General features: G+C 66.9%; 19 protein-coding genes, 1 tRNA gene and 1 riboswitch. Of the genes, 12 read left to right on the top strand and 8 right to left on the bottom strand.

The genetic code is table 11. The features are described 5' to 3' along the window. Positions 1 to 21 precede the first annotated feature (21 nt). The 3 genes from AB0L82_RS22390 to AB0L82_RS22380 all read left to right on the top strand — a co-directional run bounded on the left by AB0L82_RS22390 (position 22) and on the right by AB0L82_RS22380 (position 2,627). A tRNA-Met gene (locus tag AB0L82_RS22390) sits at positions 22 to 95 on the top strand. Positions 96 to 290: 195 nt separating this feature from the next. Then, positions 291 to 1,664: a cutinase family protein gene (locus AB0L82_RS22385; protein ID WP_364639306.1), complete on the top strand. Its 1,374-nt coding sequence runs from the start codon at positions 291 to 293 to the stop codon at positions 1,662 to 1,664. A 171-nt stretch (positions 1,665 to 1,835) separates the two neighbouring features. Then, positions 1,836 to 2,627 carry an SAM-dependent methyltransferase gene (locus AB0L82_RS22380; protein WP_364639304.1) on the top strand — a complete coding sequence of 264 codons (792 nt, stop codon included), beginning with the start codon at positions 1,836 to 1,838 and terminating at the stop codon, positions 2,625 to 2,627. A 177-nt stretch (positions 2,628 to 2,804) separates the two neighbouring features. Here AB0L82_RS22380 and AB0L82_RS22375 read toward each other — a convergent pair whose 3' ends face one another. From AB0L82_RS22375 to AB0L82_RS22360, 4 genes are all read right to left on the bottom strand, one after another. Further along, positions 2,805 to 4,088 carry a nitrate/sulfonate/bicarbonate ABC transporter ATP-binding protein gene (locus tag AB0L82_RS22375; protein WP_364639302.1) on the bottom strand — a complete coding sequence of 428 codons (1,284 nt, stop codon included), beginning with the start codon at positions 4,086 to 4,088 and terminating at the stop codon, positions 2,805 to 2,807. A gap of 38 nt (positions 4,089 to 4,126) precedes the next feature. Next, a complete protein-coding gene (locus AB0L82_RS22370; RefSeq protein WP_364639300.1) occupies positions 4,127 to 5,884 on the bottom strand; it encodes an ABC transporter permease subunit in 1,758 nt (585 codons plus the stop codon). Positions 5,885 to 5,919: 35 nt separating this feature from the next. After that, positions 5,920 to 6,624, bottom strand: a complete 705-nt coding sequence (locus AB0L82_RS22365) for a hypothetical protein (protein ID WP_364639298.1) — start codon at positions 6,622 to 6,624, stop codon at positions 5,920 to 5,922. Positions 6,625 to 6,973: 349 nt separating this feature from the next. Continuing rightward, positions 6,974 to 7,152, bottom strand: a riboswitch (M-box (ykoK) riboswitch). Positions 7,153 to 7,215: 63 nt separating this feature from the next. Further along, positions 7,216 to 7,851, bottom strand: coding sequence for a TetR family transcriptional regulator (locus tag AB0L82_RS22360; protein ID WP_364639296.1), 636 nt, complete (start codon positions 7,849 to 7,851; stop codon positions 7,216 to 7,218). A gap of 96 nt (positions 7,852 to 7,947) precedes the next feature. Between AB0L82_RS22360 and AB0L82_RS22355 the strand changes: the two genes are divergently transcribed. Further along, on the top strand, positions 7,948 to 8,730 hold the full coding sequence (locus tag AB0L82_RS22355) for an SDR family oxidoreductase (RefSeq protein ID WP_364639294.1): 783 nt from the start codon (positions 7,948 to 7,950) through the stop codon (positions 8,728 to 8,730). Between the two features lie 109 nt (positions 8,731 to 8,839). Beyond that, complete coding sequence (locus tag AB0L82_RS22350) at positions 8,840 to 10,768, top strand: BTAD domain-containing putative transcriptional regulator (protein WP_364639292.1); 1,929 nt, start codon at positions 8,840 to 8,842, stop codon at positions 10,766 to 10,768. Positions 10,769 to 10,781: 13 nt separating this feature from the next. Here the strand turns inward: AB0L82_RS22350 and AB0L82_RS22345 are convergent, their stop codons facing one another. Beyond that, positions 10,782 to 12,134 carry a DUF2252 domain-containing protein gene (locus tag AB0L82_RS22345; protein WP_364639290.1) on the bottom strand — a complete coding sequence of 451 codons (1,353 nt, stop codon included), beginning with the start codon at positions 12,132 to 12,134 and terminating at the stop codon, positions 10,782 to 10,784. Positions 12,135 to 12,208: 74 nt separating this feature from the next. On the opposite strand from AB0L82_RS22345, the gene AB0L82_RS22340 reads away from it, so the two are divergent. Continuing rightward, complete coding sequence (locus AB0L82_RS22340; RefSeq protein ID WP_364639288.1) at positions 12,209 to 12,565, top strand: Imm51 family immunity protein; 357 nt, start codon at positions 12,209 to 12,211, stop codon at positions 12,563 to 12,565. Between the two features lie 41 nt (positions 12,566 to 12,606). Continuing rightward, positions 12,607 to 13,482 (top strand): DMT family transporter, encoded by an 876-nt coding sequence (locus AB0L82_RS22335; RefSeq protein ID WP_364639286.1) that lies wholly within the window; start codon positions 12,607 to 12,609, stop codon positions 13,480 to 13,482. Here AB0L82_RS22335 and AB0L82_RS22330 read toward each other — a convergent pair. Then, positions 13,415 to 14,581 (bottom strand): AI-2E family transporter, encoded by a 1,167-nt coding sequence (locus tag AB0L82_RS22330; protein WP_364639283.1) that lies wholly within the window; start codon positions 14,579 to 14,581, stop codon positions 13,415 to 13,417. The genes AB0L82_RS22335 and AB0L82_RS22330 overlap by 68 nt on opposite strands. Before the next feature lie 174 nt (positions 14,582 to 14,755). Between AB0L82_RS22330 and AB0L82_RS22325 the strand changes: the two genes are divergently transcribed. The 5 genes from AB0L82_RS22325 (at position 14,756) to AB0L82_RS22305 (ending at position 20,623) form a co-directional block, all read left to right on the top strand. Continuing rightward, the gene (locus tag AB0L82_RS22325) at positions 14,756 to 15,415 is read left to right on the top strand and encodes a PhoU domain-containing protein (protein WP_364639280.1); all 660 of its coding nucleotides are present in this window, start codon (positions 14,756 to 14,758) and stop codon (positions 15,413 to 15,415) included. A gap of 216 nt (positions 15,416 to 15,631) precedes the next feature. Further along, on the top strand, positions 15,632 to 18,022 hold the full coding sequence (locus AB0L82_RS22320; RefSeq protein WP_364639277.1) for an MFS transporter: 2,391 nt from the start codon (positions 15,632 to 15,634) through the stop codon (positions 18,020 to 18,022). A 137-nt stretch (positions 18,023 to 18,159) separates the two neighbouring features. After that, positions 18,160 to 19,050 carry an SGNH/GDSL hydrolase family protein gene (locus tag AB0L82_RS22315; RefSeq protein ID WP_364639274.1) on the top strand — a complete coding sequence of 297 codons (891 nt, stop codon included), beginning with the start codon at positions 18,160 to 18,162 and terminating at the stop codon, positions 19,048 to 19,050. A gap of 164 nt (positions 19,051 to 19,214) precedes the next feature. Further along, entirely contained in the window at positions 19,215 to 19,622 is a 408-nt protein-coding gene (locus AB0L82_RS22310; RefSeq protein WP_364639271.1) for a hypothetical protein, read from the top strand. Positions 19,623 to 19,864: 242 nt separating this feature from the next. Further along, positions 19,865 to 20,623 (top strand): DUF6319 family protein, encoded by a 759-nt coding sequence (locus AB0L82_RS22305; RefSeq protein ID WP_364639264.1) that lies wholly within the window; start codon positions 19,865 to 19,867, stop codon positions 20,621 to 20,623. Here the strand turns inward: AB0L82_RS22305 and AB0L82_RS22300 are convergent. Together AB0L82_RS22300 and AB0L82_RS22295 are read right to left on the bottom strand one after the other, a co-directional pair. Then, positions 20,620 to 21,018 carry a hypothetical protein gene (locus AB0L82_RS22300; protein ID WP_364639261.1) on the bottom strand — a complete coding sequence of 133 codons (399 nt, stop codon included), beginning with the start codon at positions 21,016 to 21,018 and terminating at the stop codon, positions 20,620 to 20,622. The two genes, AB0L82_RS22305 and AB0L82_RS22300, sit on opposite strands and share 4 nt — an antisense overlap. A gap of 41 nt (positions 21,019 to 21,059) precedes the next feature. Beyond that, positions 21,060 to 22,496 carry a GGDEF domain-containing protein gene (locus AB0L82_RS22295; protein WP_364639258.1) on the bottom strand — a complete coding sequence of 479 codons (1,437 nt, stop codon included), beginning with the start codon at positions 22,494 to 22,496 and terminating at the stop codon, positions 21,060 to 21,062. Positions 22,497 to 22,780: the final 284 nt, after the last annotated feature.

Raw genomic sequence — 22,780 nt, 5'->3', positions numbered from 1 at the left:
TGTAATGTTCTACCTACCCGACGCGGGGTGGAGCAGCTCGGTAGCTCGCTGGGCTCATAACCCAGAGGTCGCAGGTTCAAATCCTGTCCCCGCTACTACACGGAACGGCCCCGGAACCACTGGTTCCGGGGCCGTTCTCGTTATGAGTCGCCCAAAGGTTTGAAACGGGTATGTGTCTGAAAAGGCTGCGGAACCGGGGGTGGGGCGGGAGAATGGGCCGAAACTGCGCGACGGGTTTCGGGACCTGTCGGGTGGGATCGGAAACCCTTCGGTGGCAGAGGATTTGGACGATGAGCAGGCTGGCGACCTCGTGCGCGGCGATCTCGATGGCCGTGGCAGTCATGGCGGGGACCGTGGTGGCAGGGGACGCCGGGGCGCAGCCTCGGGGAGCGCGGGGGTGCACGCCGTATACCGCGATTTTCGCGCCGGGGACGTGGGAGACGCGGCCGGATGCGGATCCGACGGTGCCGGTGGGGATGCTCAGGCCGATCGGGGATGGGTTGCAGCGGCAGCTCGGGGGCGATATCACGGTGCTGTACGCGCCGTATGCCGCGAGTGCTTTCGATCAGGGGCTGACCTATGCGCAGTCGCTGGGCACGCTGGAATCGCGGTTGCGGCAGATGGTGAGCGGGCTGTGCGCGTCGACTCGGGTGCTGCTGGCCGGATACAGCCAGGGAGCGGACGGGATCGGTGATTTCGCCACCGAGATCGGGCACGGCGCGGGGCCGATCGGCGCGGAACGGGTGCTGGGGGTCGGACTGCTGGCCGATCCGCATCGGGATCCGAATACCACGCTGTCCCTTGGTAATCCGCAGCCCGGGCACGGGATCGCCGGATCCCGGGAGCAGGATTTCGGGGCGCTCACCGATCGGGTGCGCACCCTGTGTGCCGATGGTGATCTGTACTGCTCGCTCAATGCCGCCACCTCACCGTTCCTCGCCGCGCTGGGCCGGGTGATCAGCGGCGACCCCGCGCCGATCGCCGCGCTGCTGCCCGGAGCCACCGATCCGGGCCAATTGATGGCGCAGGTGGTACAGGTCGGCGCGGGCTGGGCGGCCACCGCCGCGAATCTGCCCGCGATTCTGGACAGTCTCACCGGCCTGCCCGGCGTCATCGAATCCGGTGATCTGCGTACCGCGCACCAGGTCGCGAGCGATCTGAATGCCGCGCTGGCCCCCCTGGTCAAGGCCGCCGCCGGGGTGGATCTGCCGCTCGTCGCCTCGGTGATCCGGGCCGCCGCCGCGGTCGACCCGTCGGGGTGGACGGCCGCCGCCGGCGTCATCGCCGACGCCATGACCGGAATCGATATCCTGCGCATCGCCGCGGATGTCGGCCAGATGCAGGAAACCCTGTGGCGCGCCGTCGAATCCATGGATCATTCGGGACCGCTGGCCGCGGCCGTCACGGCATCGGCGCTCGCCCCGCTCACCATCGACCTGGCCGGTGCGGTCATCGGCCCCTTCGCCGATGCCGTGCGCGGTGATCTCCGGGTCGCCGCGCAGACCCTGATCAGCATCGGCGGCCCGGACTCCATCAACGATCTGCTGCAATTGAGCAGGCAGGGTGCGGCCATGGCCACCTTCTACGCCTCGAAGGCGCACCTGGACTACGGCGACGACGCCCAGATTCTGCTGAATTTCCTGGATTCCCAGGTCAATTCGTAGCTGCACGCCACAGCGGGTTCCCGCGCCGGTCCGTCCGGCTGGATGGCGTGGCGCGGATCGTGTCCGGCGGGAGTGCGCACGCTTCGCCATGAAACTACTCGGTATGGCCGTTGGCCGATTAGCCTATGCCGAAGGGTGTGTCCTCGAACAGGCGAAAGGGGCGGTGATCGAATGGATAGCGAACATCAGTTGGATCAGCCGCATACCTCTCGCGTGTACGACTACTTCCTGGGCGGCAAGGACAATTACGAGGTCGACCGCAGGGCCGCTGCGGAAATCCTGAAGGTGTGGCCGGATATCCGCACCGCCGCCCGGCTCAACCGCCAGTTCATGCACCGCAGCACGAAGTTCCTGGCCGAGGCCGGAATTCGGCAGTTCCTCGATATCGGCACCGGTATCCCGACCGAGCCCAACCTGCATCAGATCGCGCAGGAGACCGCACCGGACGCCCGGGTGGTCTACGTCGACAATGATCCGGTGGTGCTGGCGCATGCCCGCGCGCTGATGACCGCCGGTATGCCGGGGGCCACCACCTACATCCACGGCGATGTCACCGATCCGGCGTCGATCCTGCGCGATCCGGAGTTGACCGAGATACTCGATCTGAGCCAGCCGATCGGGTTGAGCATGATCGCGCTACTGCACTTCGTCGAGGACGACATCTTGCGAATCGTGCGAACATTCCTGGACGCCATGGCGCCCGGCTCCTATCTCGTGATCTGCACCATCACCTCCGATTTCGCCCCCGAACAGGTACTGGCCAGCCAGGACGTCTACCGCGTCCGCAAGCTGCCCGCGCAGGTCCGCACCCATGAGGAGGTGACCGCGTGGTTCGCGGACCTCGACCTGGTGGAACCGGGTGTGGTGCCGCCGCATCGGTGGCGACTGCTGGAGGCGACCGATCTTCCGGCCGCCCTGGATGCCAAGGTGTCCTGCTATTGCGCCGTGGGCCGCAAACCCTGATCCGGCCGTCCGGGGTGTTGCGGCGGCGATCGCACGGCTGGGGTTCACTCGGCACGGCATCGGGTGCCGTCGCTCTGCCGGTACAGCTCGGTGGGTATCGACGGTGCTCGTGGGCATACCGACAATCCCGTGCCATCGCGCACCGGAGCGCCGAATTCCGTTCCGAACCAACGCTTCCTAAGCGGCTGTCGGATCGCGGGTGAGCAGGCGTTCGGCCGCGTCGTATTCGTAGAGCTCGGCGTAGCGGCCCCAGTCGACGGCGGTGCGCAGCTGACGCTGGGCGGCCTCCTCGGTGAAGCCGCGGCGCAGCAGATCGAGGAAGAAGCCGTCGTAGAGGCGATGGTCGGGCGCGGTGCTCAGGGCGTGATCGATGGTGCCGACCAGCGGGGCGTTGGCGCGGGCCAGGCGAGCGAAAATCCGCTTGGCGGCATCGATATCGGCCTCGGCGAAATTGCGGCCGTCCGGGGTGAGGTCCAGATCGCCGCCGGACGCGGTCGCCAGCCCGAGCATGGCGGCGGCGTCCACCAGCGGCATCAGATCGTCGAGTTCGAAACGCAGATCGCCCGCCAGCTCCGGCAGATCGACGTGACCGCCCTGTGCGGCAACCAGATCCAGCATGCCGCCGATACCGTCCACGCCCGCATCGGGCAGCGGCCGGGTGGTGGGGGTGGGCGCGATGGCGTGGCCGCCGTCGAACGCGCCGTCGGTGAGCATGCGGTACGCCTGATCCACGATATTGAGGAAATGCCGGTTCCGGGTATCGCGGGGCCGCTCCAGCCGCACCCGCAATTCCCCCTTGATACGTCCGGGGTTGTTGTCCAGCACCAGGATTCGATCGGCCAGCTGCACCGCCTCCTCGATATTGTGGGTGACCATCAGGACGGTCTTGGTGGGGAAGGCGGTCTGATCCCACAGCCGGACCAGTTCACCGCGCAGATTCTCGGCGGTCAGCACGTCCAGTGCGGAGAACGGCTCGTCCATGAGCAGCACCTCGGGCTGCACCACCAGGGCGCGGGCGAAGCCGACGCGCTGGCGCATCCCGCCGGAAAGCTCCTTGGGATAGGCGTTTTCGAAGCCGTCCAGGCCGATCATGTCGATCACCGCGAGGGTCCGCTCGCTGCGCTCGGGTTCGGGCACGCCCTGGGCGCGCAGGCCGAGTTCGACATTCTGCCGCACGGTCAGCCACGGCAGCAGTGCGAAACTCTGAAAGACCATGGCGGTGGCGGCATTCGGCTCGGTGATATCCGCTTCGCGCAGACGCGCGGCCCCGGCCGAGGGGGCCACCAGTCCCGCGATTATGCGCAGCAGGGTCGACTTGCCGGAGCCGGATTTGCCCAGCAGCGCGACGATTTCGCCCTCGCGCAATTCCAGGCTGACATCGGAGAGCACCGGCAGCTGCTCGCCCGAGGGATTGGTGAAGTTCTTGGTGACGCGATCCACGGTGACGATGGGGGTGGACATGGGCTGTTCTCCTTCGAAAGCTGTTATGAGACAGGGGGTCAGAGCAGCGCGAAGCGCTTCTCGGCAATGCGCTGCAGGCGTCGCCACACCAGGCGATTGATGAAGACGGTGACAATGCTCATCACCACCGTGCCCAGCAGTACTTTCGCGAACAGATCATTGGTGGTGGCCTCGGTGATGTACGCGCCGAGCCCGTACGCCTCCAGATGCTTGCCGCCCGATTCGACGACCTCGCCGACCAGCGTGGCGTTCCACGCGCCGCCGAACGCGGTGATCGCACCGACCAGGTATCCGGGTGCGATCGCGGGCAGTATCAACGACTTCCAGCGTTCGCGGCCGTGCACGCCGAGGTCGTCCATGGCCTCGCGCAGATCCGTCGGAATCTGCCCGGCGGCGGCGATGACGTTGAACAGCACGTACCATTGCGCACCCAGCGCCATCAGCACCACACCGCCGAAGTTCAGTGAGATTCCGGTGTAGGTGAGCGCGGCGATGACGAAGATGTACAGGAACTGCGCCGGGAAGCTGGCCATCACCTGCACGACCGGCTGTGCGAATCGGCAGATGCGCGGATTCATGCCGATCCACACCCCGATCGGCACCCAGACGATGGTCGAGAACACCAGCAGTACCGCCACCCGACTCAGGCTGGCCAGGCCCATCAGCGAGGTCGGGCCGAATTCCGCGAATCCCACGGTGCTCTCGAAATACGTTGCCAGCCGCCAGATCACCCAGCCGATACCCGCGAACAGCAGGCCGAAGAACACGATATCGCCGGCATTGGTTCCGGAGTTGTCCCAGTACGCGGGCTTGGTGCTGCGCCCGAAAACCCGCATGGCACGGTCGATTCCCTCCGACAGCGGTCGCAGCGCGCGCCCGATGCGCCGGGGCAGTGTGCTGTGCCGCAGCAGATCCAGTACGAGACTGCGTGGCGCGGAGGCGCTTTCGGTGTGCTCCACCCGGAACCGCTCCGACCAGGCGGTCAGCGGCCGCCAGAACAGCACGTTCACCAGCACGATGGTCAGCACCATGACCAGCGCGCCCAGCATGAGCGTGCCGACATTCGCCTCGGAGGTGGCGGCCGCGATGAAGCTACCCATGCCGGGCAGCGCCTGATCGCGTCCGGACACGCTGATCACCTCGGATGAGGCGAGCATGAACCAGCCGCCGCCGAAACTCATCATGCCGTTCCAGATCAACGGCACCATGGCGGTCGGCACCTCCAGCCGCCACAGTCGCTGCCAGCGCGTGAGTCGCATCATGCGCACCGATTCGTCCAGCTCACGGGGCATATTCCGGAGCGCCTGATAGTAGGCGAAGCTCATATTCCAGGCCTGCGCGGTGAAGATGGCGAAGACGCACGCCGCCTCCGCGCCCAGGTACGAGCCGGGGAACATGGCGATGAACGCGGTCACCGTGATCGAGACCAGCGCGAGCACCGGCACCGATTGCAGGATGTCCAGCGCCGGAATGATGACCTTCTCCGCGCGCCGGGATCGCGCCGCCCACTGACCGACGATCAGCGTGAAGATGAGCGAGGCGCCCAGGCCGAGGAACATGCGCAGCGTGGTGCGCGCCGCGTAGTACGGCAGATTCGACGGATCGGTCGAGACCGATTCGGCGGAATCGCCCGGCACCCAGGGCACGGACATATCGCGAAAGAGCCTGAGCACCACCACGATCAGCAGGACGCCCGCGCCGATGAGCAGATAGTCGACCGGCCGGAGCCGATTGCGGACGCGCGGTGCGCCGGGAGAGAGGTTGGGGGTCTTGGGAATTGCGAGATCGACACTCATTGCTGATTCCTGTATCCGAACTGCGTCGCCGCGACTCAGCCGTTCGCGACGGCGGGCGGTGCGGTCATGACGTTGTAGAAGTGGACCGCGGACGCGATGAGCGCGGGCACGCCGATGAGCAGGTTGAACACCACCACGCCCATCCCCGCGCCGGTGACCGCACCGGTCAGACAGCCGACGGCGGCGGCCGGGATCGCGGCGAGGCCGCCCGTGGCCACCCCGGCGGCCCCGCCGCCGAGCAGTCCGAGCGCCACGCAGCCCAGGGGTGCGCCGATGATCGCGCCGAGCAGGGTGCCCACCGCGAGGGCCACGGTGAGCTCGTTGTTCACGTTCCCCATGGCGGTGTTGAGCCGATCCTCGGGGGTGTCCCCGGCCGCGATGGGCGTCTCTTCCGCGGTGATCGGCCGAGCCTGATCGAATCGTGGTGTGAGAGTGGCATTTTCGCCGTCGACGTGCGCGTCCACCGGATACGCGGTGCCGTCCTTGACGACGGTCAGCGCAATCGCGCCGAGCACCAGGCTGTTCGGATCGACGATCTCCAGCCGCCGTTCGACGACCCGGAGTGATCCGAGATCGGTGTGCAGCAGCACCGACTGCCCGTCGATGCGGGCCTGACCGTGCACGCTGGTCGCGGCAGGGACAGGCGCGGCCTGCGCCGGATCGGCCAGAGAGGTGGCCGAGATGCCCACCAGGGCGGCGGTGGTCGTGGTGGCGGCCAGGGTGATGAGACGAGTTCTCATGAGAAGGGTATGCCTCTGCATATCATTGCCCGCGGAATTGCCGGGGCAGCAGTGATCACCGTCGCGCACCGATCATGCGGACGGCTCGGATTCGGGTGCCGAATAGACGAATTCACCCGGAATTGCGCGCGCGAATAATTCGGCAGCCGAATTCGCTGCCGATGCGCGTGTGAATTATGCGCGCCGAATCATCGGACGCGATGGGGTGCGCTGGTTACCGGCCCCGCGCAGGAGGGGGCTGGTCCGGAGATCCCGGAACGTCGTCACTGGTCATCGGATGCCTCACCTCCCAACGGGTAGAACGCGATACGTCAGCGCACCTGGGAGGAACGCCCGGAAACGATCCGGGCAGACACCCCTCTCGTCAAAGCTTCGGCACTGCACGACGTGTTCCGATCCGGGCGGATCGGAAAGCCACTTCGGATAACCCCTTAATCCGGAGAAATCTGTCCTAACCTTGGGCGTCTCTCGACGTCGTCAGATCAGTGGCCTGTGTTCGTGCAGGAGCCTCGCCTATCGAGGTGCGTGCCCAAAACTAGTAACCCATTACGAAATTGTCAATTCCCTGAGAAATGCCGTGGAATTCCGCCGCTACAGCAGGCTGTGCGCGGCCAGGCGGGCCAGGCAGGCGTCGACGGCGTCGGCGGGGGAGCCGGGATGGTTGCCGGTGGCCCAGAGTTCATTGGCCAGGCGGACCGCGGTGTTGGCCATGGCGGCGGCCAGGGCCACGTCGAGATCGTCGGGGGAGCGGCCGGTGCGGGCGGCGATGATGGGGATGAGGCGGAGTTCGCAATCGTGTTGTACGCGTAGCCAGGTGGCGCGCAGCGCGGGCAGTTCGGTGGCCGCGCGCAGCAGCGGCCGGAGCAGGGATTCGGCGATGCCCTCATCGGCGAGGGCGGCGGCGGTGGCGGTGCGGTAGGAGTGGCCCAGGGCCTCGCGCAGCGGGAGTTCCGGTGGGCAGGAGGCGAGTTCGTCGGACCAGGCCTGGGTGCCGATGGCGAGCAGCGGGGCCACCACATCCTCTTTACCGGCGAAGTAGCGGTAGAAGGTGCGCAGGCCCATACCCGCGGCGGCGGCGATATCGTCGACCGTCGTTGCGGTGTAACCGTTTTCGGCGAAGAGGTGGGCGGCGACCATGGCGACTTCGCGGCGCGTGGCGGCGCGGCGGGTCGCGCTCAGGGCGGGACGGCCGGGTGCGGGCGCGGTACGGTCTCGGTCGCTGGTCACAGGGGGACTCTACCGAGCCGGAAACATTTAATGGCGCAATGTGCCATTTGCGGCATATTGTGTCAGAAACACTCGCATCGATCAGGAAGAGCTCTCATGAATCGTCTCGAACAGCGCCGCATCCTGGTGACCGGCGCCGGATCCGGTATCGGGCAGGCCACCGTCCTTCGCCTGCTGTCCGAGGGCGCGGTCGTCGTCGGCGCGGATGTGAACGCCGAGGGCCTCGAACTCACGCGCAAGCACGCCGCCGAGGCGGGTTCGGCCGATCGCCTGACCACGCTGGAGATGAACATCGGCCAGGAAGCCGATGTCGTCGCGGGCGTCAAGAGCGCGGTCGACACGCTCGGCGGGCTGGACGCGCTGGTGAACGCGGCGGGCATCCTGCGCGCGGCGCACACCCACGAGACCTCGCTGGACCTGTGGAACCAGATCATCACGGTCAACCTCACCGGCACCTTCCTGGTCATCCGGGAGGCGCTGCCCGCACTGCTGGCCAACCCGCGCAGCACCGTCGTGAACTTCAGCTCCACCTCCGCCAACTTCGCGCACCCCTATATGGCCGCGTACTCCGCGAGCAAGGGCGGTATCCAGACCCTTACCCATGTGCTCGCGCTGGAATATGGCAAGCAGGGCCTGCGCGCGGTCAGCGTCGCCCCCGGCGGCATCAAATCCGGTATCACCGACGCGACTCCGGGCTACCTGCCGCAGGATTCGGACTGGTCGTTGTTCAGCCGCCTGATCGCCGTTCTGCCGCAGGACAATCCGGCCGAGATGGCGGGACCGGAGAATGTCGCGGGCGTCATCGCCATGCTGGTCTCCGATGACGGCAAGTTCATCAGCGGCACCGAGATTCGCATCGACGGGGCCGCGCACACCTAGTCCGCACCGTCGCGCCCGGCACTGCCGTGTGATGTGGGGGCTTTGCCGAACACCCGTGAGGCTGTTAGTTTTTGCACCTCACCACGGGTTTCGGGGCACGGCGGAGGATATGATCGAATTCAGGTTGCTGGGCTCCGTGGAGTTGCTGGTGGATGGCCGCATCATCGATCTGGGGCCGTCCAAACAGCGGGGGATCGTCGCCGCGCTGCTGGCCGAGCCGGATCAGACCATCTCGACCGACACCCTCGTCGCACGGGTGTGGGACGCTCCACCGGAGACCATCCGGAATTCGGTGTACACGTATATGACCAGGTTGCGGCGCATTCTGCGGTCCGCGGGCGGCCGGGCGGGCGCGACCCCGGAGATTCGCCGGGTGCACGGCAGCTATCGGCTGGAGGCGCCGCCGAACAGCATCGACCTGTCCGTCTTCCGCGATCTGGTCGCCCGCGCCCGGGCGCTGGCCCCCGACGATCCCGCCCGCGCGCAAACTTTGAGCCGGGCGCTCGCGCTGTGGCGCGGTGAACCGCTGGCCGGATTGGACAGCGACTGGGTGCGGCGCTTTCGAGACAGCCTGCGGCAATTGCGCCACGAAGTGATCGCCGAATGGGCCGATGCCGAACTGCGCCTGGGCAATCCGAAACCGGTGGCCGCCGATCTGCGCAAGGCGCTGCTGGAGCATCCGCTGGCGGAGGATCTGCACGAGCGGCTGCTGCGGGCCTATCACCTGGACAACCGCGGCGCGGAAGCGCTGTCGCACTACGACAGGTTGCGCCGCACGCTGGCCACCGAACTCGGCGTCGACCCCGGCCCACGCCTGCGAGAATTGCACGCACAATTGCTGCGCGCCACCGAAACCGCTCCGGGCGAAGCGATTTCGCGGGGGGAGTCGGCGGCGCCGAGATCGGAGTCCGCACCCCGGGCTGGGTTCGCCGAGTCCCCGGCCGAGATGGCCGGGGTCCCCGAGGTGAAATCAGCGGCCGAGGTGAGATCGGCGTCCGGATCGGAGCCCGCGCTCGCCGAGGCGTCCGCATCGGGAGCGGCGCACGGCCCGGATATCTTGGCCCCGAACGGTTTCCGTGGCCGGAGCGCCGAGATCGAACAGGTCCGTTGTGCGCTGGCCGAGCGTTCCGGCCCGGGAGCGAGACCGGTCCTGATCACCGGAAGTCCCGGAATCGGCAAGTCCGCCTTGGCCGTGCGTGTCGCCGAGTTGGTCGCCGAGCAGTTCCCCGACGGCGTGCTGCGAGCCGAACTCGGCGGTTCGACGTCCACGCCCGCGGATCCCGCGCAGATCGTGGCGCTGCTGCTGGACGCGCTCGGGGTACCGGCGGCGGCGCTACCGGCCGATCTGCCCGCTCGCGCGGCCCGCTATCGAGCCGAACTCGCCGAGCGGCGGGTGCTGGTGGTGCTCGACGACGCTGCCTCGGCGGCGCAACTGGCCCCGCTGCTCGCCGGGGGCCCCGGCAGCGCGACGTTGATCACGAGCCGTTTCATGCTGCCCGCCAAGTCTTTTCGCACCGTTGTACTGCGTGAGCTGCCGATGGCCGAAAGCCTGGAGATGCTGTCCGCCATCGTCGGCCCGGACCGGGTCGCCGCCGAGGAATGGGCCACCACCGCGCTCATCCGCTGCTGCTCCGGCATCCCCCTGGCCCTGCACGCGGTCGGCTCCCGGCTGGCCGCCCGCCCGGACTGGACCATTACCCAGCAGCTCGGGAGGATGTCCGAGGAACAGCGCCGCCTGCGCGAATTCGCCTATGGCACAGCCGATATCCGCGACGGCATCACCTCGACCGTACGCCGCCTCGGCCCATCCGCCATCCGGGCGCTGCACCATTTGGGGGCCACCCTGTCCCCGCGCGAGCGTTTCAGCACCGTCACCCTGCCCGGCCTCGCCGATCCGGCCGCCGCGCTGGCGGAACTCCTGGAAGCCCACCTGCTCACCGTCGCCGACCACGACGGCGCGCGCCCGCAGTACGTCATGCTGGAAATCCACCGGCTCTTCGCCAAACACCTGATGCCCCGGGCGATTCCCGCCGCCTGAGTACCGCCGGGCGTCAGGCGGTGGCGGCGTCGATGCGGCCCAGATCGATGGCGGTGAGCAGGGCGGCGTAGTCGGTGGCCGTCTGGTCGGCGTAGGCGAGGGCGAAATCGGCCATGGCGCGGTCGAATACGTCACCGTTGCCGAGGTAGGCGGCGATCGCGACGCGGTCGCCGGAGCGGGCGTGGCCGCGCGCCAGGGTGCGCCCGCACAGGTTCGCGTATTTGGCCAGCTGTTCGGCGCTCATATCGTCGATGGTGATGGAGCCCTTCATATCCCGGAGTTGCCGCCAGTAGTAGAAGAGTCCGTTCGGGCCGGTGGCCCAGCCCAGGAAGATGTCACCGGCGGCCTGGGTGAGCCGCTGGCCGTGCACCACGCGATGGCCCTGATGCCGGAATACGCTGGCGCGCAGATGATTCGCCAGCACCGAGGTCTCGGCCTGCTTCACTTGCAGAAACAGCGGATCGCCGGTGGCTTGGCCGGTGAGCAGCGCGATGAAGCAGCGGGTGCCGACGCTGCCGACGCCGACCACCTTCATGGCCAGATCGCGCAGCTGATAGCGATCCAGCAGCACCCGGCGCTCCTCGGGCAGGCTGGCGCGATAGTCCGCGAGCACCGAATCCAGGTCCGCCTCTTCGATTTCCGAGATCGGCAGCACCAGCGGCGGATCGGATTTGATGCGCGGCTGACCATCCGGCCCGGGTTCGGTGAGTTTGTCCAGGGCCTGCAGACTGGTGCGGGTCTTGGCCTTGTTGATCACCTTCTCGACGGTCTTGCGATCCTGCGGCCGCAGCACCGCGGCGGCGTCCTCGGCATTGACCATCTCGTACCAGACCTCGGTCTCGCCGAGGGTGGCCAGCTGCGCCATGGCCTCGCGGTACGCGGTCGCCGCGGCCATGGCCGCGGTCCTGGCCTCGGCATCGGAGCAGCCGTTGGCGCGCGCGGCCACCGCGACGCTGGCGACCAGCCGCTTCACATCCCATTCGAACGGTCCGGGCAGGGTTTCGTCGAAATCGTTGAGGTCGAACACGAGTGCGCGCTCGGGTGAGGCGAACAGCCCGAAATTCGACAGGTGCGCGTCACCGCAGAGCTGCACCGTGAGCCCGGTATCGGGTCCGGCGGCCAGATCGGCCGCCATGATCGCGGGCGCGCCCCGGTAGAACGGGAACTGCCCGGCGGCCATGCGCGCGTATCGGATTCGCACCAGCTCCGGCACCCGGGTGGTGGCCTGCTGTTCCAGAATGCCGATCGGATCGGCGCGATCGGGTCCGGGTCGCCATTCGCCGAGCTGGGTGCGCGTCGCCTGTTTACGCGCGGCGCGGCCCGCTTCGGCCGCATCTGCACCGTCCACCCGCTCGGAAGTCGACATGTGCGAACTTTAGTGCGTGCGCGGCGCGTACCGTCGCATCTCGCTTGTCGGTGTCGCCCGCTAGGTTCGCCGCTATGACCGATCGCGAAACCTTCGCCCCGCTGGTGTTCTTCGAATACGACCACAACCCCGGCAACTACTGCCTCATGCTGTCGGACAGTCATATGGTCGAGCTCGAAGAGGTTTTCGCCGAGTCCGGCTACGAGTGCGGCGGTTACGCCTGGGCCGGTGTCGCCCGATCCGCGGTGGCCACCCGCGCTCCCGAACTCGACGGAAAATTCGGCCTGGATCCCGAGGCCGGAACTTTCGTCGCGTACGGGGAAGACGCGGAGGCCCTGCGGCGGTTGGGCCTATTGCTCCGGGAGGCTTTCCGGGAGCGGGCCGTGCTCGCCGAATTGATCGCGAGCGGCGACCCGGAGTGGTTCGACTGAGAGGTGTTCGCCATGCGGTACCGGTCCGGCGGAGGTGAGTGGTGAGTAAGCGCGGTTGGGTGCTGTTCCTCGCCATGGGCGTGATCTGGGGCGTCCCGTACGCCATGATCCGGGTGGCCGTCGGTGATTTCGATCCGGTGGTGGTGGCCTTCGGGCGCACCGCCATCGGCGCGCTGGTACTGCTGCCGGTGGCGCTGTACGCCAAGGTGCTGCTACCGGTGCTGCGGCAGTGGAAGTGGGTGCTGGTCTACACCGTCGTGGAGATCACCGGACCCTGGCTGCTGATCGGCACCGCCGAGACCACGCTGACCAGTTCCACGGTCGGTCTGCTGCTCGCCGCGGTACCGCTGATCGCGGTCGTGGTGGTAACCGGGCTGGGGCATGAGCGCTTGGACGCGCGGCGCGTCACCGGTCTGGTGATCGGTGTCGGCGGTGTGGCGGCGCTGGTCGGTCTCGATATCGATGTGTCGAATATCGGTGCGCTGGCGGCGATCGCGGTGAGCGCGGTCGGCTACGCCTTCGGGCCCATCATCATCGATCGCAAGCTCAAGGAGCTACCGCCTATCGGCGTGGTCACCGCCTCGCTGGTGTTCGCCGCGATCATCTATCTGCCATTCGCGGTGTGGCGCAGGCCGTCTCACTTCCCGGCCGACGCCACCTGGTCGGTGGTCGGGCTGGGCCTGCTGTGCACCGCGCTGGCGTTCGTGGTGTTCTTCGCGCTGATCGGTGAGGTCGGCCCGGCGCGCGCCACCGTCATCACCTACATCAATCCGGCGGTGGCCCTGCTGATCGGAGTGAGCCTGCTGGGCGAACCGCTGACCGCCGGTATGGCGATCGGCTTCCCACTGGTCATTCTGGGTTCGATTCTGGGGACGGCGCGTTCGCGGGATCGGGCGCGGGAGCCTGCCCCCGCCTGACGCGATCGATGCGCGGATCCTCGGTGACGTCGTACCGGGTCACGTATTCGCTCAGGAACGCCTGCAGGGTCGCGGTCGCGGGAATCGCCAGCAGTGCCCCGACCGCGCCCAGCAGCGCGCCGCCCACGATGACCGACAGCAGCGCCACGGCCGGGTTCACATCGACCGTGCGCGCGGTGATGCGCGGTTGTAGCACATAGTCCTGAATCCATTGGTAGACAACGACGAACAGCACCACCCAGACCGCGTCGATGGGCCGGATGGTCAGCGCCACCAGCACGGGCAGAATGCCCGCGATATAGGTGCCGATGGTCGGCACGAACGAGGCGACTACGCCGAACCAGATGCCCAGGGCGAAGGCGTTCGGCAATCCGATCAACCACAGGAACGCCCCGTGCGTGACGGCGGAGATGACCGCCAGCAGCGCCCGGGAGTAGAGATAGCCGCCGGTCTTATCGATGGCCAGATCCCAAGCATGCAGTACCGCACCCTGTTTCGCGGGTGGCAGCAGTGAGCACAGCGAGCGGCGCAGCTTGGGTCCGTCCGCGGTCATGTACACGCTGAAGAGCGCGATGGTGACCACCCGCGCGAAGCCGCCGAGCACGGTATTGGACAGTCCCCACACATTGTTCGCGGCGCGCTCGGCATACGAGCTGATGACGTCGGAGTCCTTGAAAAGCCGGTCCCGAAGTTGATGCACGGTGAAATCCTGGTGAAAGGTGTGATTGACCCAGGACACCAATTCGTCCAGCAGACGCGGCAATTCGTCCAGAACATTGCCGACGGTCTCCACCATGAGAATGCCGAGCGTCACCAGGAAGCCGATGGTGCAGGCGAAAACAACGAGGAATACCACCGCCGTCGCGATGCCGCGATTGACCCCGCGCCCGGCCATGGCGTCCACCGCGGGCTCCATGGCCAGGGAGATGAAGAAGGCCACCGTCATCATGACGGCGATCCCGATCAATTCGTGTGCGGCCCAATTGACCAGCTCGAACAACCCGAGCAGGGCGAAGGCGAGCACCATGGCGCGGGGCAGCCAGGTCGGCATGCGGCTTGCCGGGGATGGGGTTTCGATGGACACGGAGGTCTCGGCCACCGCCCCAGTCTCGGGTACCCCGGGTGCTTTTCCGGATACGACGCACCGGTGCCCGGGCAATGAATACGACTGGTCGGTTGGTTATTTTCCGGTGACATGGCCGAGACGCATTCGGGCGGAATGCTTTTCCCGCGATATTGTGCAGTTGTGCGGGTGGGCGGACAAGATATGCGAGTGCGGACGAAATTCTCGATCGAGCTCATGGCGCTGACCGATGAGCTGGCGCATATGGCGCGGCTGACCCATGAGGCGGCCGAGCGCGCGACGGTGGCGTTGCAGGGCTGTGATCTCACCGCCGCCTACGAGGTGTTCGCGCTCGAGGAACAGGTGCAGATCGAGCACGCCAAGTGCGAGGACCGGTCGGTCATCCTGCTGGCCCTGGAGGCCCCGGTGGCGCGCGACCTGCGCCATGTGGTGACGGCCATGCAGATCGCCGACGATCTGCTCGGCATCGCCGGCGCGCTGAGCCGGGTGGCCGATGTGGTGGTGCGCCGCTATCCGGAACCGGTTGCGGTGCAGCCGATCGCCGAGATGCTGGCCGAGATCGCCGACGCGGTAACCACTCTGGTGGATCTGGTGGTGAGAGTCATTGCCGCGCAGAATCCGCCGCGCGATCAGGTGCTGGTGCCGCGTGACGACGCACTGGACCGGCTGCGCCTGCGCGCCGCCGAGGCCGCCGCGGATTCGGGCTGGTCGCACGGGTCGGCCATGGCCATCGATATCGCCATGATCGCGCATCACTTCGGGCACTGCGTGGATCATTCGGTGCGGATCGGTCAGCTCATTCGCTTCTTCCACACCGGAATTCCGCTGTACGCACAAGTGGAGGGGTAACCACCTCATAGCGGGGGTGGCCGGTCAGGGGCCGGATCGGCAAGGGTACGCTGCCCGAATTGCTTCATGGCGAGGTCTTTTCGAGTAGCACCGCACTGCACGGACACCCGAAATCCGACAAGGGCCCCAAACATGACTAATGCCCCAACCAAGCCGCGGGTTATCCCGCCGGCTTCGGAAAGCGGTGCGAGAGAGTCACTGTCGCACCGTCAGATTATGACCATATTGTCCGGTTTGTTGCTGGGTGTATTTCTGGCGGCACTGGATCAGAACATCGTCAGCGTGGCGATCGTGCGCATCGCCAACAGCCTGCACGGCTTCGATCAGCAGGCGTGGGCCACCACGGCCTATCTGATCACCGCCACCATCAGCACCCCGCTGTACGGCAAACTCGCCGATATCCACGGCCGAAAACCCTGCTACCTCATAGCCATCGGGGTCTTCGTGCTCGGTTCGGTGGCCTGCACCTTCGCCACCACCATGTATCAGCTCGCGGGCTTCCGCGCGGTACAGGGCATCGGCGCGGGCGGGCTCATGTCGCTGGCCTTCACGATTATCGGCGATATCGTGCCACCCCGGGAAAGGGTCCGCTACCAGGGCTATTTCATGATGGTCTTCGGTATCGCCACCGTGCTGGGCCCGGTGCTGGGCGGCTTCTTCTCCAATGCCGATCACCTGCTCGGCCTGGAGGGCTGGCGCTGGGTATTCCTGGTCAACGTCCCCATCGGCGTCCTCGCCATGCTGGTGGTGGCCCGGGTGCTCAATGTGCCGTTCGAGCGCCAGCGCATCCGCACCGACTGGTTCGGCGCGATCACTCTGACCGCCGCCACGGTGCCGCTGCTCATCATCGCCCAGCAGGGCCGGGACTGGGGCTGGCAGAGCCATCGCGCGCTGCTCTGCTACGGCATCGCCGCGGGCGGATTCGTGCTCTTCCTGATCGTGGAATTCCTGATGAAGGATGCCGCGCTGATTCCATTGCGGCTCTTCCGCAATGGCACCTTCAGCCTCGCCATCATCGGCGGATTGATTGTGGGCGTTGCCATGTTCGGCGCCATCGTGCTGGTGCCGCTGTATTTCCAAGTGGTGCGCGGCTATTCGCCGACCAATGCCGGGTTGCTCATGCTGCCGCTGGTGGTCGGCATCATGATCGGCGCGCAATTGGCCGGGCTGGTCACCAAATTCACCGGCCGCTACAAGGTGCTCCCGATTCTGGGCTCACTGGTGATCGCCATCGGCTCGGTGCTGTTCGCGCGGGTGCACTACGACAGCGCGCTGTGGCAGCCGCTGCTGTACTGCGGCATCATCGGTTTCGGCCTGGGCGGCTGTATGCAGACCCTGGTCATCGCGACCCAGAACGCCGGTCCCCGTTCGGATATGGGCGTCTCCACCGCGGCCGCCACCTTCTTCCGCCAGATGGGCGGCACGCTGGGCGTGGCGATCTTCCTGACCATCCTGTTCAATCTGCTGCCCAAGCGCATTCTGCGCGCGTTCGGCGGTGAGCTGCCGCCCGGCTTCGACGCGGGGGAGCTGGGCCGGATCCAGAGCAATACCACCGGGATCGCCGCACTGCCCGAACAGCTTCGATCCCCGATCCTGATCGGTTTCACCGATGCCATGGCCGGGGTGTTCTACGTGGCGGGCGCGGTGGCGGTGCTGGCCGCGTTCGTGCTCATGTTCATGAAAGAGATTCCGCTGCAGGACATGCCGTCCCCGGCGGCGGCCGAGGCGGGCGTCGTGGCCGAGCCCGAACCCGAGGCCGAGGTCGTCCCCGACGCGGAGCCCGAGCAGGAACTGCGGATCGTCGAGCCGGCCGGGATCGCCATCTCCGGCTGTGTGCACCGCGAGGACGGCACCTCGATCCCCGATGCGGTGCTCACCCTCATCGATCAACGCGGACACCAGGTTTCGCGGGCGCTGGGCCAAGCCGACGGGGCCTACGCCATCGGCGCACCGCGAGCGGGCGGTTATGTCCTGATCGTCTCCGCCTACGGCTATCAGCCGACGGCGGTGACCATTACGGTCGCCCGCCGCCCGCATCAACTCGATATCGCGCTGATCGGTTCGGGCGAGGTTTCGGGTCTGGTGCGCGCGGCGGGCCGCGGTGCTCCGCTGGCCGATGTCTCGGTCACCCTCACCGACACCTACGGCGATGTCGTCGCGTCCGCCGTCAGCACGGCCGACGGGGCGTACGTCTGCCGCGGCGTGCTGGCGGGCAACTACACCCTGGTCGCGGTGGCCGGTCATATGCGCCCCACCGCCGTCACCCTGACCGTCCCGGACTCGGGCATGCTCCGCCACGACGTCGAACTGCTGCCCCGCGCCGTACTGGCCGGATCGGCGAGCACCGATGCGGGACACAAGGTTCCGGACGCCCAGATCACCGTCCTGGACGAAGCGGGTGATCTGATCGCCGTCACCCGCACCGACGACACCGGCCACTATGTGGTCCCGGATCTGGCCGACGGCCGGTACACGGTGATGGCCCGGGGTTATCCGCCGGTCTTCAGCCGGGTCACGGTGGTGGACGGCGAGGTCGCCCACGATGTGCTGCTCGGATACGAACGCGAGCACGCCGAGCCGCTGTTGACCTCGGGGGAGCGCGTCTGAGGGTTGACCGCGGCTGAAGCCCCCGGGAATTCTCCACTTTCACCGCACGCGTGACGCGGACCGCTGTTATGTTCTGGCAGAGCAATCTGAACAACGGTCCAGTTCACTGTCGGGGTGTCGGTCAAGGGGAGAATGACTTGAGGATCTCGCATGTCCTGGTGGCGGCCGCCGCGGTCGCGGCGGTGCTGCCGGTGGGCGCGGCGCACGCCGAACCCGGGGTGAACACCGCACCGTTGAACGAGTATGTGGCGCTGGGGGATTCATGGGCGGCCGATGCCACCCTGAGTCAGGTGACCACGGCGTTCACCCCGCTGCATTGTGTGCAGAGCATCGGGAACTACGCCAAGCAGGTGGCCGCCGCGCTCGCGGTTCCGGTGTTCCGCGATGCCACCTGCGGCGGTGCGATGACGGTGAATATGACCTCCCCGCAGACCTCCGTATTCGGCAGCAACCCACCGCAATTCGATCGGCTGAGCGAGACCACCGATCTGGTGACCCTCGAAATCGGCGGCAATGACGCGGATCTGGCGGCCACCGTCTCCGATTGCGTCACCGCCGATCCGCGCGCCACGCCCTGTCTCGACGAGATGGTCGTGAACGGGGTGGACCGGATGTCGGCGAATATCGCGCGGGCCGAGCCGCGGGTGGCCGCCGTACTCGCGGGGATCCGCGAGCGCGCCCCGCACGCGCGCATTCTGCTGCTGGACTACTTCGAGGGCATCGGCGTCACCGGCGGCTGTTTCCCGATGATCCCGATTTCCGATCCGGACGCGATCTGGCTGGGCGGCAAGCTCATCGAACTGCACGACATGCTCGCCCGGGTGGCCGCGACCAGCGGTGTCGAGTTCGTGGACACCTACACCGGCAGTTCCGGTCACGATGCCTGCAAGCCGGTCGGCACCCGGTGGGTGGAAGGTCTGATCCCGTTCTCCGGCACGCCGGTCGGCCTGGCCGTACCCTTCCATCCGAACCAGTTGGGGGCGGACTACCAGGCCCGTCGCGTGCTGGAGGTATTGGGTGCGAACTGAACTTCCGCCCCCGGTGCGACACGCCTGCCGCGTCATGTGACGACACGCGCGTCAACTGGGGTAATCTCTGCGCGCGGCTAATTAGCGGCAACAGTGTTACGGGGGCGCTGGTTTACCGCACGGCTGATTTGTTGCACAGAAGTGCGCGGTGGAAAGGGAGATTCATGATCGCCCCCTACCTGAGGCTCGTCGGTGTTCTGGGTGGATGCGCGGCTGTGCTGGCGGGGTGTGCGCGAGCGGGTACGCCGACGCCGGGAGTCGAGGGCGCCGATAAGGCCGAAGCGCAGCACAGCACCGCGGAAATGCAGCGCAGCGCGTTCGTCACCGGCTGCGGCGGCACCTCGGCGGGCTGGGAGGCCACCGCGGTGGTGAGCAACCGGGATCAGGTGGAACACCGGTACCTCGTGGTGATCAGTTTCCTGACCGCGGAATCCACAGTGCTGGAACGCACCAGCACCGAGGTGACCGTGGCGGCCGGAGCCACCCAGGACTTCACCACCGAGACCAAACTCGATCCGGTCACCCGCCCGCAGAGCGTGCGCTGTGTGCTGCGCGGGGTGGAACAGCTCTGAGTTAGAGGGGGCCGACAGCTCCGTGTTCGAGGGGCTGACAGCTCGGAAACTTGCGCGCACGGGGTGCTCTGCGCCTACGATCGGACCGCCGGCCATGCTCGGTGGGCCGCACGAGTCGGATTAGCTAAACATTCACTGGCCAGTGCGTCGGTGGCGGTGCGAATTCTCCGGATGTGGATTTGTCGGTGCCATGGGGCATGCTCTGTGCACGCTGATGTCCAACCGTCCGCCCGGAGAGTCCCATGTCGTCCCGTAGCACCAAGCCACAGCCCTTGTCGGAGATAGAGATTCGGCAGATCGCCGAGCAGATCGATGCAGGCCGTCCGCCGATGGTGTGGTTCACGGCGGCAGCGGTCGGAGTACCGGAAGGCCGTTCCGGCAAGGTGATCTCACTCGGTGATCCGTCCGAGGGTGATTTCCTGCAGGTGAAGCCGACCGGTTCCAAAGATGTGCTTTCGTTCGGCCCCACCGAGGTGACCCTGACCAAACCGGCCCGGCAGCAGCCCGCCGCCGGTGCGAAACAGAAAACGGCAACCAGGAAGGACCCCACCGTGACGATGCCGTCGCCCGCAGCACCCACCGCGACCATTGCCGCTACTCCGCCGAGCGCGCCCGCCGCGCCCAAGCCCGAGACAGCTGTTCCCGCAACCGAAACCAGCACCGAGGCGGCCAAGCCCAAACCGGCCGCCGCCGCATCGCGCCCCGCGCGCAACGCGGCCGCAGCGAAGAAGCCCAAGGATCCCGAAGTCGTGGTGACGCTCAGCGGCACCGCCGACGGCGAGTGGACCTTGGACGTGGTCAATGGCAAGAAGCGCACCATCAAGGGCCTGTCCGTACCGGGTTCGGCGGTCTCGCAGGCCGCCAAGCTATTGCACCCGGAGGTCGCCGAGGTGGTCGACGGCGTGCTCGAGGCGGTGCGACTGACACAGCGTGCCAAGGTCGAGCAGCTGCAGGCCGAATTGGAGAACGCCCGGCGGCTGCTCGACGAGCTCGCCGGCTAGCCTTCCGCCGCAGGGGGTTCCGCGTCCGGAGCAGCGGGAACGTTGCCCGGCCGGAACCCGAGCCCGCGCAGGAAGTTATCGATACCGGCGGCGATATTCGGTCCCATTCGACCGATCCTGTCGCCCCAGCCGGAGGATCCGGTGCCCTTGCCCGAGCCGGTGTACGGCGCGTAGGGGTTACTGGAACCACCTGTGGCCGAACCACTTCCGATCGATCCGGTATTGAGTGATCCGGTGCCGATGGCGATTTCCGCACCCGCCGGCGCGGTCACCACTGGCGCATTCTCCAGCTCCAGCGGAGCCGCGTTGGCGGCTCCCGTCGCGCCGAGCGCGAGTGCGACCGAGGCGGCCCCGGTCGCGGTGAGTAGTCGATAGCGACTGGTCGTAATCTTCATTGAAGTACCCGAATATCCGTGCGTTGACAACAATTACGATGTCAGACCGCGGACTCCCGGTGCCACGTACGCGGTCCGGACTCCGGGTGACCATGCCTGAGATCAGCATGGAAAACGTACCCCAGCGAATATTCCTTCGCATGGTACATAGCCGAATCCGCCTCGCGGAGAAGCTCATACACCGTGGTATCGGCCCCGCGCGGGCCGCTGCAGGCAATTCCGATACTGGCCGCGATGCGCACCTCGGCGGCACTGAGTTCGAACGGTTCACCGAGCGTGGCCAATAGCCGCTCGGCCAGCAATAGCGCCTGCTGACGACCCAGCGGGGCCAGCACCACGAATTCGTCACCGCCATAACGGGCGGCGGCGTCATCGCGCCGGATGATGCGGCGAATACGGGCCGCCGCATTGGCGATCAGCTCATCGCCGACCGCATGCCCCCAATTGTCATTGACCCGTTTGAACCCGTCCAGATCGATGAACAGCAGTGCGAGCGGCTGATCACCCCAGCGGTCCCGATTACGATGCAGCGCCCGCAGCAGAGCGGCGCGGTTCAGGAGGCCGGTGAGCATATCGTGGTCCGCCTGGTACTGCGCGCGCCGTTCGCTGCGGGCGCTGCGTTCGATGGCGCGTTCGCTGCGTAGCAGCACGCCGGCGAGTAGTAGGGCGAATAGTGAGGAGACCACGACGCGGTCCAGCAGATTCAGGCTGGAGCCCACCACCGGCACCAGCGAGGCCACGATCATCACGATGGCGATGATGCTGGCGCGCTGGCGGGAGCGATGGGAATGGATATCGCGCGGCCCGCCCAGCATGACCATGGTCGGATGCAGCGCCGCCGCGCCGATCAGCGTGTACGCCAGTTGCAATGGCAGCAGCAGGATCTGGCGGCCCAGTTCGGCCGAACCGGCCGTCTCCAGGTTGTAGCCGAGATCGCCCGCCAAAATTACCAGCATGGCCAGATACACCAGGCGCAGTGAGGTTTCCGAGCGCGCGGAGGTCACCACCGAATGTGCGACCACGGTGAGCAGGAAGGCGTCGACCACCGGATAGGTGATGGCGGTGGCGGTGGTGAAATTGAAGCCGTTCGAGCGATGCAGAATCGGCGAGATGAGAAAGGTCCAGGACAGCAGTGCCGCACCGAGTCCGATCAGGCCGGAATCCAGCAGTAGATCGTGATCGGTACTGTTCTGTCGCGGCCGCAGCCAGAGTACGGCGGCCGCGCCGATACAGCAGTAGCCGCTGAGGGTGAACAGATCGTCGAATGGATGCCGGTGCCAGTCGGTGACTTCGCGCAGGGTGGTGCCTATGGTGAATTGCACGGCCGAGGCCGACAGCAGATACCAGGGCAGCGGAAATCGCGGCCGATAGCGGTGCACACCCGCGCCGATCATGACCAGTGCGATGGTGACCGAGGCGAACAGCGTGCACAGGGCGAGGAGGCGATTGTTCACCACCAGGGGCAGTGCCAGAATCAATACCCCACAACCGAACAGCAGTGAACGCCAACAGACTCGAAACCGTCGACCGGAACCGGCCGGTTGTTCGTCTGCTTGCACCAGCCCCCCTTTTGTCCGCTCCGTCCCCAGTTGTAATCGGCTGTGCCACCACGAATCACGAACCGAGCATTGCCGTACGAGCATAGGTGCCGAGCGAGGGCCGCAGTATCCACGGGGGAAGAGGCGCTGCCATCGAAATTTGGGCAACCGAGTCGATCATGGCACGAAATGTCGCTCCGCGTAGTGGAGTCCGCCGAACCCGC

Source organism: Nocardia sp. NPDC052001 (assembly GCF_040680615.1).
GTDB lineage: Bacteria > Actinomycetota > Actinomycetes > Mycobacteriales > Mycobacteriaceae > Nocardia.
This window is presented reverse-complemented; position numbering and strand designations above follow the sequence as displayed.